The following is a 15,562-nucleotide window of genomic DNA, read 5'->3' as shown; positions in this document are numbered from 1 at the left end:
CGCGGAAGTCGTTTCAATTTTTCGAACCTGGCAGGTTCTTGTCGCTACGCCGTCTCGGCTGCGGAACCAAGGTAGGCTTGCCGCACTCTCGGATCGGAAAGCAGCGCTTTGGCTTCACCCTCCAAAGCGAGCTTTCCTTGTTCCAGCACGTAGGCGTAGTCGCTCAGCTGCAAGCAATGGTGCACGTTCTGCTCGACCAGCAATATCGTCAGCCCGATCTTGCGCAGTTCGCCGATGATGCGGAAAACCTCCTGAACGAAGAGGGGCGAGAGGCCGGCGGAGGGTTCGTCCAGCATGATGACTTTCGGGCACCCCATCAGCGTCCGAGCGATCGCGAGCATCTGCTGCTCGCCGCCGGAGAGCGTCTCCGCCGCCTGGTCCAGACGCTCCCGCAGCCGCGGAAATGTCTGGAAGATCGAGGCAAGCACCTCCTCACGCCGGCTTCGCGAACGCTTGTGCAGCGAGGCGCTGAGGAGATTGTCCTGTACGCTGAGGCCAGGAAAGACCCGCCGGCCTTCCGGCACGAGGATGACACCCTTGCGCGACCGCTCATAGGTCGGCATGGAACTGAGATCCTCGCCCTCCAGCAACACCTTGCCGGTATGCGGCAGCAGGCCGCAGATGGCGTGAAGGAGCGCGCTTTTGCCGGCACCGTTCGCACCGATCACCCCGATGACCGAGCCGGCCGGGACGTTGAGCGAAATACCGTGCACCACTTCGATGCCCGTATAGCCCGTGCGGATATCTTCGATCTTAAGCAGCAAGAGCGCTCTCCCCGAGATAGGCTTCGATGACGACCGGATTCGCGGAGACTTCGGCAAGGCTGCCCTCGGCGAGAATCTCGCCGTGATGCAGGACGATGACGCGATCCGCGAGTTTGCTCACCATCGACATGATGTGCTCGATGAAGATGATCGTCGTGCCTTCGGTGGTGTTCAGCCTGGCAAGCAAGGCCGTGAGCTGATCCAGTTCCAGCCCGGTGAGGCCGGCACCGACCTCGTCGAGCAGGATCAGTTCGGGCCGTGTGGCCCAAGCGCGCGCCAGTTCCAGCCGCTTCTGGTCGACGACGTTCAGGTCGGCGGCTCGCTCGGCAATGAAGGCGGATAGCTGAAACAGTTCGATGACGTCCTTCGCCATCCTGACGGCCTCAGCATGGGTTTCGGCCCGCAGGTAGGTCGATGCCAGGATGTTCTCGAGAACGGTCAGCTCCCGGAAAGGCTGTGCGGTCTGGAAGGTTCGCACCAGGCCGCGGCGGCAGACCTCGTTGGCTTCCATACCGTCGATGTGGCTGCCAGCAAACCAGATTGAGCCGGTGTCTGGTTTCACGAAGCCGCCGAGCAGGGCAAACAACGTGCTCTTTCCCGCGCCGTTCGGACCGATGATCGCCAGACGCTCGCCGTCACGGCAGGTGAGATTGACGCCGTTGACCGCCTGCACACCACCGAAGCGCTTGCTCAACCCTTCGACACGCAGCATTTCCGCCGCAAGACGGGGGCGTTTCGGCTTGGCATCGGCCAAAGCTGCCGTACTCGTGGAAGTGACGGCGGCCTGGTCGCGATGCTGTAGGGAGCGGCGCTTGCGGATCAGCTTTTGCAGCGACGGCACGACACCTGCCGGCAGGAACAGCACGACGGGGATCAGCACAAGTCCGACGATGATCATCGGCGCGCCGGCGAAATCGACGACGGACCGGGTCAATTCCTGCAGCAGGACAAAGATCAATGCCCCGACGGCCGGTCCGAAGGTCGTGGCCGCCCCGCCGAGCATGGCAGGAATGACCATTTGCAGGGACACCTGCCAACCGAAGATGCTGTCGGGATCGAGAAAGCGCAGGTAATGCGCATAGAACACCCCGCCCAATGCGGTCAGAGCCGCGCTGGTTACCGTAGCGACCAGTTTCTGACGCACGACGTTGATGCCGGCGCCCTGGGCTGCGGGCTCGCTTTCGCGCACGCAGAGGAAATAAAGACCCATGCGCCGTCCGCGGATGAACAGCGTCAGCGCCAGGACCAGCGCCGTCATCGCAAGGAAGATCCAATAATAGGCGGAGGGATCGCGGAAGAACAGTTCCGCCGGCGTCGACTTGTAAGGCAGGCTGATGCCCGCCGATCCGCCGATGGATTGCATGTCGAGCGCGAGGAACAATGCGATCTGCCCGATTGCGGTCGTCACCAGCGCGAAATGCAGATGCACCAGATTATAGCGGGCGCTGATATAGGCGATTGGAAGGGCAAGCGCACAGGAAGCCGCAACGCCGATCGCTCCGCCGAGCAGCGGATGCCAGCCGAGATTGATGAACAATGCTGCTGAGAAGTAGCCTCCGAGGCCGAGGAAAACGCCGTGACCGAAGGACAGGAGGCCGGTCATTCCGCCAAGAATGTTCCAGGAGCTTGCCATATATGCCCAGAAGAACACCGAGGTCAGGATCGAAAGCGTATAATGGTCGTTGGTGAGAAGGGGGACAACCGCCAGGATGATGGTGATCGCAATGAGAAACAGATAGGGACGCTGGGTCATCGGCGCTTCTCCAATAGACCGTAAGGCTTGAGCACGAGCAGCACCACGAACAGCACGAAGATCAGCATCTGACCCTTCGAGCCGTCGAAGAAGGTGGCGCCCAGATTTTCGGTGATGCCGATAACGACGCCGGCAACGAGCGCACCGAAGAAATTGCCCATGCCTCCGAGCACGATGATCAGGAACGACAGGAATGTGAAATTGACGCCCATGGCGGGAGACGCCGCAAGGATTGGCAGCAGCACCACGCCGCCGAGCGCGGCGCAGGCGATGCCGATCCCGGTGACCAGGGCCTGGGCGGAATAGGTGTTGATGCCCATCGCTTCCGCGATCGGTCGGTCTGCGGCTGCCGCACGAACCGCGATACCGATGCCGGTGCGCCAAAGCAGCAGGAACATGCTGGCGGTCGCCAGCAGGCCGACGACCCCGGCGATCACGCGGGTATAAGGCAGCACGATCGGCCCGAGGCTGAGGCTATGCGTGGCATAGGAAACGGAGACCACGCGCATCTCGCTGCTGAACAATCCAAGCGCTGTATTCTCGATGACGTAGCTCACCGCGATGGTGATCAACGCCTGCGCCAGCAGCGACTGGCCGACCATCGGCTTCAGCAGCAGCCAGTAGTAGAGGACGCCGACGACGAAGAACGCCGGCACGATGACGAGTGCGCTGAGATAAGGATCGACGCCGTAGCGGTCAAACAGCAGCCAACTGCAATAGGCGGCGACCATCAGAAAAGAACCGTGCGCAAAGTTCACGATGCGCACGACCCCGAAAATGAGCGTCAGGCCGATGCCGACCGTGGCGTACATGCCGCCGACGAGCGCACCGCTGACCACTCCCTGGATAGTTGCCATGAACATGGCAATTTCCTTTCATTTCCTGAATTATTTTAATGAAGCCGGATCGAGTTTCGCGGTGGAGACCTTCTCCGGCCAGATCGTCACGAATTTGCCACCCTGGAGCTGCGTTGCGATCACGCGCCCGATCTGGTTGATCGCCAGTCCATCGGAATCAAAACCATAGGTGTCGTAAGGCATGATGCCGACGGAGGGGCCTTCTTTGAGCTTCAGGTCGGCGATGGTGTCGCGCAGGACCTTCGGGTCGGTGGATGCGGCCTTTTCCAGCGCGGCCTTCAGGAAATACATGTCGCTCCAGCCCCAAGCGCCGGCCGTACCGGGATAGAACCCAAACGCGGTCTTGTACGCTTCGCGGAACTTGACGACGTCGGGTTTCGGCAGATCGTCGTTCCAGTCGGCAAGAGCGACCATGCCGTTGGCGGGTTCGCCGAGCTTCACCATCGTCGCGTTCCATGCGCCCGAACCGAGGATCAGTACCGGTGCCTTCAGCGTGCGCACCGCGCGGATGATGTTCACCGCGTCGCCCGTATAGGTCAGCAACAGCAGCGCCTTGGCGCCCGAGGCGACGGCGCGTGATACGACCGGCGACAGATCCGCCGTATTGGTGTGGAACGCAATGCGGTCGGTGAGCGTGATGCCATATTGCTTGGCGGCGGCGTCGGCCTGGGCGTTGCCGCTGGTACCGTAGGCGCCGTCTTCATAGATCACCGCCACCTTGCGCAGGTCGAGGCCGCTGCTGTCGCTCAGGCCCTTGACCACGGCAAATCCCGCCGAGGTAAACGAACCGGCCAATGTGGCGCGGTTGAAGACATAGTGGAATCCCTGCTTTGTGACTTCGTCCGACGCGGCGCTGCAGATGAGCGCACGCTCCATCTGTTCGCCGACGGGTGCCGCCGCCAGGCACGGTCCCGAGGCAAACGGCCCGAGGATAACAGGCACCTTGTCGCTGGAAATGAGCTTGATCGCCAGCGTTCGCGTCACGGCGGGAACGGAGGTGTCGTCGAGCAGGTCGAGAGCGATCTGCCGGTTTCCGAGCGAGGCGATGCCACCCGCCTTGTTGATCGTTTCGACCGCCAGCTTGGCGCCATTGGCATATTCGCTGCCCTGGTCGCCGATCGGGCCGCTGAGCGACGAGATCATGCCGAGCTTGATCGGATCCTCGGCGCGGGCCGGGCCGGCAAGCGCGAACCCTACGACTGCCGCGAGCGGCAGAAAGCTGCTCCATCTCCTGATATTCATGGTTTTCCTCCTCCAATATTGGTTGATCGTCACTGTTTTCGGGCGCCCTGTCGGCGCGGATCCGGCTACCACCACTTGCCCGGTCCCGGACGTCTCGGACTGCGCTTGGGCAGATAGTTCGAGGTGGCGTTCTGATATTGCATGGCATGGTAGAAACGGGAGTCCGGCGCGATCAGCGAGGCCGGAACGCCACGGTTGGCTGCCATCACCTGCTGTCCCTCGGCGATGAAGATCGACGAGCTGAAGTCGATGAGCCATTTCTGCAGCTCATCGAAGCGCTGGCGTTTGCGCTGCCGGTCCTTTTCTTCCAGCAGCGCGATGATGGCGATGATTGCCTCTTCGTTTTTCTCCCAGCGCGGCGTCCATGTGCCGACATTCGGCGGCCCGCCGGGCGCGGGAAAGATCGGATCCATCGCTGCATAATCGTGGATGATGTCGTAGATCGGCTCGCTCAGATTGTGGGCGCACTCGGTCCGCAGGTAGAGCGGCGGCAACCAGCCGCGCGGCGCGTCGGCAGCGTCCTTGAAGGTGAGCTGAATGCCAATCTCAGACCAGGTCCGCGCGATGATGTCGGCCATGCGCTCGCAATCGGCGCGGCGTTCGAGATAGAAGTCTAGCTCGAGGCCGGAGCCGAAACCCGCTTCTTTCAAGAGGTCCCGCGCCTTGGCGAGATCGTATCCGTAGCCGTTCCCGGCATCCGAATACCATTGACTGAAGCTCTTGACGGGGCTCCGCCACGGGCGGGCTTGGCCGAGCAATCCATCGGCGATCAACCCGGCATAGGGCGTCGCGAAAGCGAGCGCATGGCGCACGCGTTTGTCGCTGAGCTGCGGATGGGTGAAATTGATCTCGATCGACACATGCCCTGCCCAGGTGCGCTGCACGGTCAGGTCGTCGCGGCGGAGAAGCGATACGGCTTCGTCCGGATCGGCGCCGACGACGACAGTCGGCCGCTTCTCGCTAAGCAGACGCAGGGCAGTCGGTCTATCGGCGACCTTCCGCACCTCAATCGATGCGGCATCGGGCAGGCCGCGCCAGTAGTCGCTCCTGCGCGTGAAGAGGATGCTTTCGGGATCCGCCCTTGCCAGGTCGTATGCGCCGTAACCGGCGACGTGGCCGTTCAGCCATTTGATACCCCAGGGATCATCCGGAGTGATATTCTCGCAGATGGCGGTGGAATCGACGACATTCGGCGCGAGGCTGAGCAGCCAGTTGGGAAAGGTCGGGTAGGGCGCGCGCAGGCAATAGCGCAGGCAATGGCGGTCGATGATCTCGACTTTTTTCACGCCGATCACGTCGCGCCAGCGCCAGGAGCTCAACGTGCTGTGGGCGAATGCCTTTTCCAGCACCCATTGCAGATCGGCGGCATTAAATTCATGGCCGCGATTGCTGATGACGCCGGGGCGCAGCCACACGATCCAGTCGCCGTTCTCCTGCTCTTCCCAGCGCAGCGCGAGGCGGGATTGCATGTCGGTGTAATCGGATTCCCATATGCCGTCGCTATCGCGCTTCGCATTCGGGGCGGCCATTGTGTCATACGCTAAAGCGAGACCGAGATAGAGATCCGGGGCGAAGACATAATCGGGGTCGTCGTTATCGAATTTCCCGCCGATCGTGCCCACGGGTATCAACACATTTGAGGTGCTGTTGTCGGACATCTGGTTTCCTCCATGTAGACTTGCTGGCTCTAAAAAAATCACAGAACGTTCCATCTCCGGCAGTCGCTTGACCGCCGAAGGGAAGAAGGGATGCAGTTATGGCGCGTATTCCTGCGTTTGCCGGAGGCGTCGGCGCCGTGCGGTCGGGCTTCGCTTATGCGGCCAGGCCGAGGACCGCTTCCAGCCGTTCCTCGGCGGTCTTGCCGAGCGAAGCCGACATATTGATGATCGCTGGGGTCTCCTTCTGCAGCCGCGGAATGAACTGGCGCCAGATCTCGGTGTCGTTGGTCGGGCGGCCGTCCGACAGGCGGGTATGCGCATGGATGATGGTGGCACCCGCCTCGACGGCAACGATCGGCTGTTCGGTGATCTCGTCGGGCGAGACCGGCAGATAGGGCGACATCGGCGGGGTCAGCGATGCGCCGGTGACGGCGCAGGTGACGATCGTCTTCGTCGGCGTCTTCTGGGTGGCCATGGGGAACTCCTCCTACGGGTCTGTCTTGCTTTGAGTCTGTCTTGGGTGGTTCGTCGTGGGGCTCGTGTTGTCTTCAGTTGCGTTGGGGCAGGTCCGGCTCTGCCGGCACGAAGGCAAAACCGCCGGCTCCGATTCGGCTGTCGCGGCGGACATAGCCGCAATGCGGCCAGCCGAAATGGCAGGGCATGATCAGCGTACCGGTATCGGCGACCCGGTCGAGGAAGTCGCGCCGCGTCTTGCGGGCGACCTCCGGCAGGACGCAGAAGGCGGTGTTCAAGTGCGGATCGGTGATCTGCAGCGGATGATGGAAGATATCGGCGCAGAAGACCGCCTGTTGGTGGCCCTCGCCGATCCAGTAGTTCATCTGCCCCGGCGTATGGCCGGGTGCGAAGACGGCGCGCAGGCAGCCGGCGATCTCATCGCCTTCATCGACGAAATCGACGAGGCCAGCATCGAGCACCGGGATGACGCTGTCGCCGAAGGACGGATCGGCGGCCGGGTTCTGCTCGTACAGGCCCTTGAAATAGTCGAAATCGAGCCTGGGCATCAGATAGTGGGCCTTGGGGAAGGCCGGCACCCAGCGGTCGCCGTCGAGCACGGTGTTCCAGCCGACGTGATCGCCATGCAGATGAGTCATCACCACATGGGTGACCTGATCGAAGGAAGCGCCGGCCGCTGCCAGCCATTGCGGGACGAGCGTGTTCAACAGATGCATGCGGGCGGCGGCGCGCGGCTTGCGATTGCCGACGCCGGAATCGATCAGGATGACCTTGTCGCCTGTCTGGACGATCCAGATCTGGATGGCGATGACCATGCGCTGCAGGTTGGCGTACCAATGGGCATTGGTCAGCCAATCGCGGTTGCGGGCGACCACCGAGGCGTCGAAGTCCGGAAACGTCACAAAGGGATCATGCGTCGGACCGACATATTCGATCAGGTTCGTCAGGCGGATATCGCCGATACTGCGGGTATAGATCATCAGGCCAGTTCCTTTGATCGTTAGCGGACGGCGCCCGCGAGAGACGGCGTCGTATCCTCGAACGGGAGATCGCGAATGGCCGGCCGCGTCGAGAAATGCGCATGCCATTCGTTCAGCCGAGGCCGTGTCTGGCGCCAGTGCATCGATGCAAAGCGGAAATCGATGTAGTTGATTGCCACCGCGACGCTTAGCGTTCCGAGCGTGGAGCCTTCGGCAAAGAGTTCGTCGGCACGTATTTCGAGATAATCCAGTGTCGCATTTATCTTTGCGGCGGTGGCATCCAGAACCTCCGGCCATTGCCGGATTTCCGGCTTGGCGGCCTCGACCAGGCGCATGATCAACACGTCCACGAGGCCGGATGCGAGCGCATGCATCTGCAAGGTCTTCAAACGCCGCCGTGCATCCTTCAGGACCAGGATGTCTCCGCCGGCCAGCTCATTCAGGAATTCGCATATCACCAGGGAATCGAAGATTACGTCGTCGGCATCGGTGATCAGGGTCGGAATCTTGTTGAGCGGATTGACGTTCATTACGGTCGGCACATGCGCAGCCAGATGAACGGAATGAATTTCCAGGTCGATCTGGTCCAGCAGCTCGAGCTCCGCTGCTGCGACCAATACTTTTCTGACATAAGGCGATCTAAGGGAACCGAGCAATTTCATCGCGCGCGTCTCGCAACGCGCAGTGCCGGGTCCGCCGACAGCGGCTCGCCGGATAGGCCGGCATTCTTTGTATCGTGGCAAATCATCTTCAGGCTTTCCGTTATATTTCCGGCAGTTAGCGCCAGGTCCGTTGTGGCATTGTTTCCAAACGAACGGTCGGAACGAAATGCTCGAATTCGGCACTGCATTCGCCCCGTTCGTTTGGAGCATGTCGCGAATGCGGTTTCGCGACATCGCGAGGTGATCGCCTCAAGGCACAGTCACAGCGCTCGCGGCACCGTTGGAAACGGCCACGTTCACATTGAGTGCAGCATCGTGGATCGATCGAAGTCGGCTATCTCAAACGAGGCGCCTCAGTTCGGAGCCAGGGCGAAAGCGCCGTCCTTTCCGCTATTGGCCTTTGACATGACGAGTTCGTTATCCGGGAAACCATTGTGGTCGTCTGGCGTGAAACGATAGTTGGCGTAGAGGCCGGGATATTGTGCCTGCTGGTTCCACCAGCCCTCGATCTCGGCGGGCGACGAACCGCTGCCGCGCACGGCGTCGGCAATTAGGTTGATCGCATCGGCGCCGGTCAGTACCCACCAGAGCGTCGTATCGCTGAGTTCGATCTTGCCCTTGATCTCGTCGACGAAATTCTGCACCCGATCCGGCAGCTTGTCGTCACCCCCGTAGGTGGTACTGCGCGTGCCATAGATATAGACCTTGTCCCAGTTGGCGGGCTTATCGAGCAGCTTGCCGACCTCGCCGGAGCCCATGGTCGAATGGCCGACGAAGGGAACATCCCAGCCGATCGCGGCTCTCGCATTCAAAAGGCGAGCGACCAGGCCGGTCGAGACTGTCCAGACGATGACCGCCTGGGCACCCGAGTCGCGCAGACGCAGGAGGTCCGGCGTCAGGTCGGGCTGGTTGGCGTCGATCTGGGCCTTTTGAGCCAGCTTCAGACCATTCGCCTCGACGTCGTTCGAGGAGTCGGTGACCATCATCGTGCCGTAGCCAGTGCTGTCGCCGACCACCGCCACGGTCTGGACCTTCAGCACATCGCGGCAATAGCGGCGCGGCGCTTCGGCGCATTGCAGATTGTTCGGCGCGATGCGGTAGGCCTGCGGATATTTCTTGTCGATCAGCGACGTGACGCCGCAGATGTGCACGTTGGGGATATTGCGTCGTGCGATGATCGGCGTGGTCGCAAGGCCCTCACCGGAATTGTTCGGACCCCAGATGGCGTGGACTTTCCGGTTGCTGATCATTTCCTGCACGGCGTTGACCGCCTTGGTGGGATCGCCTTGCGTGTCGCGAACGACCATCTCGATCTGGCGGCCGTTGATACCGCCGGCGGCATTGATCTTGGAGACGATGTAGTCGACGCCGCGTTTGTTGCCGATGCTCGGCGCGGAGCTCGGGCCGGTCAGCGCGGCGGGATAGCCGATCAAGATCGGCGAACTATCCGCCAGCGACGGACGCGCCAGAATACTAGCGCCGCCAAGCGCCAATGCGCCTTTGGTAAAGGTTCTGCGGGTAATAGGCATGTGTTTTGTTCCTCCCTATGGCCAGTATTCGAGATCGTGCAGGGCGTAGACAAGCAGCCTCACGACATGGCGCGCTCCCGTCACGGCCATGAGGTTCGACTTGTCTTGCAGTGGGTATCGAATTTTAAGTAACGGCGTTACCATATTATCCGCCGAACTATGGTGTCAAGTCCGACAGTTCGATATGGTTGGAATCAGCCGAGGCTCATGGATCAGCGGAGTGGGGATGACAGAAGGCGATAAAGACACGCAGTTGGACAGCTTGGTGACGGTCCGTCGCACGATGGAGGTGCTCGAGATGTTGGCCGACGCCGACGCCGGGCTCTCGCTATCCGACATTGCCAAGGCGCTCGACGTGAACAAGAGCATTGCCCTGCGCATAACGACCACGCTCGAAACGCTGAATTATCTATACCGGAACAGCGAGAACAAACGCTTCTATGCCGGCTACAAGATCAGCAATGTCGGCCTGCGCCTGCTCAGCCGCGCCCGGCTGATCGACGAGTGTCAACCGGTGCTTCGCCGGCTGGCAGAGCAAACCGGGGAGCTGGTGTTGTTTTCGGTGCTCGATCGTGATGTGCCGCGGTGGGTCCTGGCGGCGACGGGGCTTCGTCGGCGCCTGCAGGTCGAGCCCATGACGTCAATGGAAATTCACTCGACCGCCACCGGCAAAGCCTGGTTGGCGACGCTTCCCGAAGATGAAGCGCTGAGACGCTTGCAAGGCGGCATGCGCGCGCTGACGGCGCATACCATAACCGACCCGGACAGCATGATAGCGGAACTGCGCAACATCAGGGCGACCGGCATCAGCTATAGCAATCAGGAGAATGAGGTCGGGATCGCTTCCGTGGCGACAGGTATCCGCCCCGATCCTTCCGGCCCCTATGTTGGTTTCGTCAGTATCACCGCGCCCCTTGTCCGGGCCAGCCCCGAAGATTTCGAACGATATCGGCAATTGGTGCAGTACGCGGCTCACAGTCTCGGTGATCGCTGGCCGCTGCCCGTGACTGTGGAGTTTTCTGACGGAGTGGTGCTAGGGAACGGTCTTCGAGTTCTGTGAAGGGGACAACTGCGTGCGGGCAGCGGTCCGCACGCAGGGCCTATGAACTCTGACTGTTCAGCGAATTGAAGCGCCGGCCGATGCAGGCGATGTCTGGGAGGAGGCAGCCAGGCGCTTCCAGTCTCGAAAGCTTCCTGATTCCCACGCCGACATCATGAATTTGTCATAAATGACGGAGTAAGCCATGAAAAGGTGACGCATCATTCAAGAACATCCTTGATGAGCTACAACAAGATTGAGATCATCCGCGCCGATCCTTCCTGTTTCCGTCGCCGTCAAGGAAATGTAGGCTCTCGGCGGAGGCCGCGACGACAAGCTCGGCATCGATGGCAATTCGGGAGCGGCCGGAGACACGAAAGACAATGGCCTGGCCATCCCGAAGGGTGACGTAGACATAACTCTCCGCGCCCACCAACTCCACCGCTTGGACGGGGGCTTTGGCGCTGAAGGCAGCATCACCTCGGCCATCGGCAAGATGGAGGTCCTCCGGCCGGATTCCGAGTGTCGCATCGTAACCATCCGGGCTTATGACGGGTGCCAGGATTACACCGCTTTTTTCCGTGATCCTAAGCAGATTCATTGAAGGTGAGCCGATGAAGGTCGCGACAAAGGTCGTGGCCGGACGCTCGTAGAGCTCAATCAGGGTGCCGACCTGTTCAATATGGCCGCCATTGAGGACGACTAGGCGATCGGCTAGCGTCATGGCTTCCATTTGATCATGGGTGACATAGACGCTGGTGGTCGCCAACGACCGCTGCAGCCGCTTTATCTCAACGCGCATCTGCACGCGCAGCTTCGCATCAAGGTTGGAGAGCGGTTCGTCGAATAAGAAAGCGGCCGGTTCGCGCACGATGGCACGGCCCATGGCCACACGTTGCCGCTGGCCGCCGGAGAGCTGACGTGGCTTGCGCTCGAGGAATTGCTCAATTTCCAGGGATTGTGCCGCCTTGGCGATCCGGCGCTCAATCTCATCCTTCCGCATCTATTTGATGATTTTGGGGAAATTTGGTATTATGACGGTTTTGTGACAGTCCGGGCTTGCAACGGCCGCCGACCTGCCGAAACATAGTCAGCTAACGAACGTTCCCTTCATCACCCGCAGTATCGGATGTCATGGGACGGCGTCATTTTCATCCGGAGGTATTGCCATGGCCTTGATCACCGGCCTCATCGCACTGGCAGGTCACATCGCCTTGTTGCTCTGGGGAACGCGTATGGTCCAGACAGGGATCCAACGCGCCTTCGGCCCGAACCTCCGGTCTTTTCTGGGACAGGCGCTCAGCAACAGGTTCAAGGCATTTTTCGCGGGCATGGGCGTGACGGCAATCCTCCAGAGCAGCACCGCGACCGGGCTGATGGCGTCGGGGTTCGCGGCAGAGGGCCTTGTCGGTCTCGTCCCGGCACTTGCCGTCATGCTCGGTGCCAACGTCGGCACGACGCTGATCGTACAGGTCCTGTCCTTCGACGTGGCTGCGGCGTCGCCGGCGCTGATCCTGATCGGTGTATTAATGTTCCGCCGAGCCGCCAATCCCCAGATTCATGACCTCGGGCGAGTTATGATCGGGCTTGGCTTCATGCTGCTGGCGCTGCACCAGCTTCTCGATTTGATGACCCAATATGAAGGGTCAAAGGCCCTCGCCTATCTTCTGGAAGGAATTGCATCGACCCCGATCCTCAACATTCTGCTTGCCGCCATCCTGACCTGGGCGGCCCACTCCAGTGTGGCCGTTGTTCTCCTCATCGTGTCGCTGGCCAGCAAAGGGTTGGTCGACCCTTACCAGGCATTCGCGCTCGTGCTCGGCGCAAACCTCGGGACGGCGATCAATCCGGTGATCGAAGGACAATCGGGAATGGTTCTGTCAGTCAAGCGACTGCCAATCGGCAATTTTCTGACGCGCATCGCTGGTGTCGTGCTGGCCTTGGTTCTACTGGAGCCCATCACCCGGCTTTCTGGAATGATCGACAATAACAGCGCCCGCGCTGTCGCCAATTTTCATACAGCGTTCAATCTTGTGCTTGCTATCCTGTTCATGCCGTTCTTAAAGCCATATTCCCTTCTTCTAACCAGCCTTTTCCCCCGCAAGGTCGATAAAGCTGATCCAGCGCGACCGCGTTATCTCAACTCAGCGGCTAAGGAGACACCGGTCGTGGCGCTTGGTGCGGCGGCGCGAGAAGCACTTCGGCTCGTGGATGTCCTGTCTGAGATGTTGACGGGCGCAAAGGCCGCCATCACCAGCAACGACCGAAAGGCGCTTTCCGCGGTGAGGGAAATGGATAATGTCCTCGATAGCCTCAATACCGCCGTGAAAACCTATCTGACATCGATAGACCCCGATGAACTCGGCGAGGCCGATAAGCGTCGTCTCAACGAAATCCTGCTCTTTTCCATGAACATGGAACATGCCGGAGACGTCCTCGACCAGAACCTTCTGCCACACCTCGCCAAGCGTCTTCGCCGCCGGTTGACCTTCTCGAAACAGGGGCAGGCTGAACTTTTACAGCTCTTTGACCGTTTGCAGACGAACCTGCAGACCGCCGCTGCGTTGTTCATGACGCAAGACGAACGCGCGGCTCGGTTGCTTGCAGACGAAAAGGTCGTATTTCGCAGAGCTGAGCGTGAAGGCACGGAAGCACATTTCGAGCGGCTGCGCCAAGGCGGTATCGAAACGGTCGAAACCAGCTCGCTACACCTCGATTTGTTGCGCGATCTCAAGCAGATAAATTCACACCTCGTTGCCGCCGCTGCATACCCGGTGCTCGAGGAACGCGGCGAACTTCTCCAGAGCCGAGCCTCGAAGCCAGACGACAAGTCCGTCGTGGAAACGAATGCCTAAGAAAAAGAACAAATCCTATCTCGGGCAGCTGGCTGAAGAGGCTGACAAACTGTTTCAGGGGCAGGCGATTCATCAGTACGCCGCCATTTGCTACAGACGGTTTCCACAGGACCAAGCCATCGAAATCTTATTGATCACCTCGCGCGAAAGCGGTCGTTGGGTGATCCCGAAGGGATGGGCGATGGACAAACTGCTTCCGCATCAGGTCGCCGAGCGGGAGGCATGGGAAGAGGCCGGGGTGAAGGGCAAGGCGAAGAAGAAGCCTTTTGGCTACTATACCTACCTTAAGTCGCTCGATACTGGCGACACAGTTCCGTCCATTGTCCAGGTGCACCTCGTCGAGGTGACGGCAATCGCCGTCGAATTTCCGGAGAAGGGGCAGCGGTCGATTGCCTGGTTCCCGCCTCACGAGGCCGCCGCACTTGTTCGTGAGCCGGAACTCAAGGGACTTCTTGGGAAAGTCGAGCCTGCCCTTAACAAGCGGCCAAAGCCCGATAAAAATAGCCGGCCTTTCAGATAGCTCGAACGGAGGCCTTGCTTGCTGATGGCGTTTGGGGGGATGTCAAGTAAATCCGCCAGGAGGTTTTTTACAGGGTGCGCTTGGATCACGCGGCCACGCCTGCAACTGCCTTCCAATGTGCGATGGCCTTAAGGCGATGCAGATGGACGGCGATGGCTGACTGTTTCGAGCAAGGCGGAACGAAGAGATTTCGGACCGCCGAAAAGAGGGCCGGGAAGCGTTGTAACCCGCGCGGCGACCGAAACCCCTGTATGACCCGCTCTCGTATTTCGCAAGGGCAGATACGCGTTTTCGGCGCGGTGACGCCAGGTTGGATCCGCATTGAGCATTTTATGGACAGATGCGCTTGGATCAGGCGGCTATGCCCGCAACGGCTATCCAATGCGTATTGGCCTGGAGACAACCCAGCGTCATTCCGAGGCTAACTATCGAATATCGTTGAAATCAGATTCTCAAGTTTAAGATGGTGTGGTTGCCGTCCTCCTCCAACGGCATCGCAATATGCCAAGGTGATGTGGTGTAAGCCACAAAAGAAAGAGGTCGGCAGATGAACGATGTGATCGGGGTGGATCTGGCCAAGAATGTTTTCCAGCTGCACGGGGCGTCGATGACAGGCGATCTGAAGTATCGCAAGAAACTGGCTCGCGGGCTGTTTTTCCAATTTATGTCAGAGCAGTCACCGGCACTTGTTGTTATGGAGGCCTGCGGGAGCGCCCATTACTGGGCGCGTGAGTTGGTGAAGCTGGGCCATGCAGTCAAGCTCATCGCGCCGCAGTACGTGCGCCCGTTCGTGAAACGACAGAAGAACGACGCAGTCGACGCTGAGGCAATCGTCATTGCGGCTCACTCCTACTAGGCATCCGGATCGGCATCGAAGAAAAAACGCTGCGCACGGGCCTCGAAGGCTATGACGACTACGCGCGCCGCGTGCGTTGGCGCTTGATTCCGCTCGTCTGGTGACGCGTCTTACCCGATTCCGGTAAGAGCTTCCTTCAGCTTATGGCATCAGACGATTCAGTGATGAGACGGCCTTATCCCCGCCGGCATGCTGCGGCTAGAGGTAAGCTCAGCTAGCAATTGCCGGGTCAAAAGTTCACATCCCTTCAAGGTGGCCTTATTGGTGCTGGCCGCATCGATCTGTGGAAATGCTCAGGAACGGCGAGGTGTTCAATCTTCTGAAGGCCCGTATACGGCCCGTATATTGAGATTATTCATCAAGCAGGCCATCG

At 60.2% G+C, this 15,562-nt stretch carries 12 protein-coding genes and 2 pseudogenes; 4 read left to right on the top strand and 10 right to left on the bottom strand.

Going from position 1 to position 15,562, the window contains the following annotated elements; genetic code table 11:
* Positions 1–44 precede the first annotated feature (44 nt).
* The 9 genes from FHT86_RS37010 to FHT86_RS36970 form a co-directional block, all read right to left on the bottom strand.
* Entirely contained in the window at positions 45–764 is a 720-nt protein-coding gene (locus FHT86_RS37010) for an ABC transporter ATP-binding protein (RefSeq protein ID WP_246779841.1), read from the bottom strand.
* On the bottom strand, positions 754–2,517 hold the full coding sequence (locus FHT86_RS37005) for an ABC transporter permease subunit (protein WP_133704399.1): 1,764 nt from the start codon (positions 2,515–2,517) through the stop codon (positions 754–756). The genes FHT86_RS37010 and FHT86_RS37005 overlap by 11 nt, the downstream gene beginning before the upstream one ends.
* Positions 2,514–3,380 (bottom strand): branched-chain amino acid ABC transporter permease, encoded by an 867-nt coding sequence (locus FHT86_RS37000; protein WP_133704398.1) that lies wholly within the window; start codon positions 3,378–3,380, stop codon positions 2,514–2,516. The genes FHT86_RS37005 and FHT86_RS37000 overlap by 4 nt, the downstream gene beginning before the upstream one ends.
* 24 nt (positions 3,381–3,404) lie before the next feature.
* The gene (locus tag FHT86_RS36995; protein ID WP_166656678.1) at positions 3,405–4,616 is read right to left on the bottom strand and encodes an ABC transporter substrate-binding protein; all 1,212 of its coding nucleotides are present in this window, start codon (positions 4,614–4,616) and stop codon (positions 3,405–3,407) included.
* Positions 4,617–4,681: 65 nt separating this feature from the next.
* Positions 4,682–6,274: an ABC transporter substrate-binding protein gene (locus FHT86_RS36990; RefSeq protein WP_166656677.1), complete on the bottom strand. Its 1,593-nt coding sequence runs from the start codon at positions 6,272–6,274 to the stop codon at positions 4,682–4,684.
* A 154-nt stretch (positions 6,275–6,428) separates the two neighbouring features.
* The gene (locus FHT86_RS36985; protein ID WP_133704395.1) at positions 6,429–6,749 is read right to left on the bottom strand and encodes a 3-keto-5-aminohexanoate cleavage protein; all 321 of its coding nucleotides are present in this window, start codon (positions 6,747–6,749) and stop codon (positions 6,429–6,431) included.
* Positions 6,750–6,822: 73 nt separating this feature from the next.
* Positions 6,823–7,728, bottom strand: coding sequence for an MBL fold metallo-hydrolase (locus tag FHT86_RS36980; RefSeq protein WP_133704394.1), 906 nt, complete (start codon positions 7,726–7,728; stop codon positions 6,823–6,825).
* A gap of 20 nt (positions 7,729–7,748) precedes the next feature.
* Entirely contained in the window at positions 7,749–8,390 is a 642-nt protein-coding gene (locus FHT86_RS36975) for a glutathione S-transferase family protein (protein WP_166656676.1), read from the bottom strand.
* 353 nt (positions 8,391–8,743) lie between these two features.
* Entirely contained in the window at positions 8,744–9,919 is a 1,176-nt protein-coding gene (locus FHT86_RS36970; protein WP_133704392.1) for an ABC transporter substrate-binding protein, read from the bottom strand.
* Between the two features lie 226 nt (positions 9,920–10,145).
* Between FHT86_RS36970 and FHT86_RS36965 the strand changes: the two genes are divergently transcribed.
* Entirely contained in the window at positions 10,146–10,979 is an 834-nt protein-coding gene (locus tag FHT86_RS36965) for an IclR family transcriptional regulator (protein ID WP_166656675.1), read from the top strand.
* A gap of 241 nt (positions 10,980–11,220) precedes the next feature.
* Here the strand turns inward: FHT86_RS36965 and FHT86_RS36960 are convergent.
* Positions 11,221–11,955: pseudogene (locus tag FHT86_RS36960) on the bottom strand (TOBE domain-containing protein); the annotation flags it as partial.
* Positions 11,956–12,127: 172 nt separating this feature from the next.
* On the opposite strand from FHT86_RS36960, the gene FHT86_RS36955 reads away from it, so the two are divergent.
* From FHT86_RS36955 to FHT86_RS36945, 3 genes and pseudogenes are all read left to right on the top strand, one after another.
* Positions 12,128–13,813, top strand: a complete 1,686-nt coding sequence (locus FHT86_RS36955; protein WP_133704390.1) for a Na/Pi cotransporter family protein — start codon at positions 12,128–12,130, stop codon at positions 13,811–13,813.
* Complete coding sequence (locus FHT86_RS36950) at positions 13,806–14,333, top strand: NUDIX hydrolase (protein ID WP_133704389.1); 528 nt, start codon at positions 13,806–13,808, stop codon at positions 14,331–14,333. The genes FHT86_RS36955 and FHT86_RS36950 overlap by 8 nt, the downstream gene beginning before the upstream one ends.
* Before the next feature lie 547 nt (positions 14,334–14,880).
* Positions 14,881–15,177: pseudogene (locus tag FHT86_RS36945) on the top strand (IS110 family transposase); the annotation flags it as partial.
* Positions 15,178–15,562 lie beyond the last annotated feature (385 nt).

The organism is Rhizobium sp. BK313 (assembly GCF_014193655.1).
Lineage (GTDB): Bacteria > Pseudomonadota > Alphaproteobacteria > Rhizobiales > Rhizobiaceae > Rhizobium.
The sequence above is the reverse complement of the archived record's forward strand: the minus strand, read 5'-3'. Positions and strand labels throughout refer to the sequence as shown.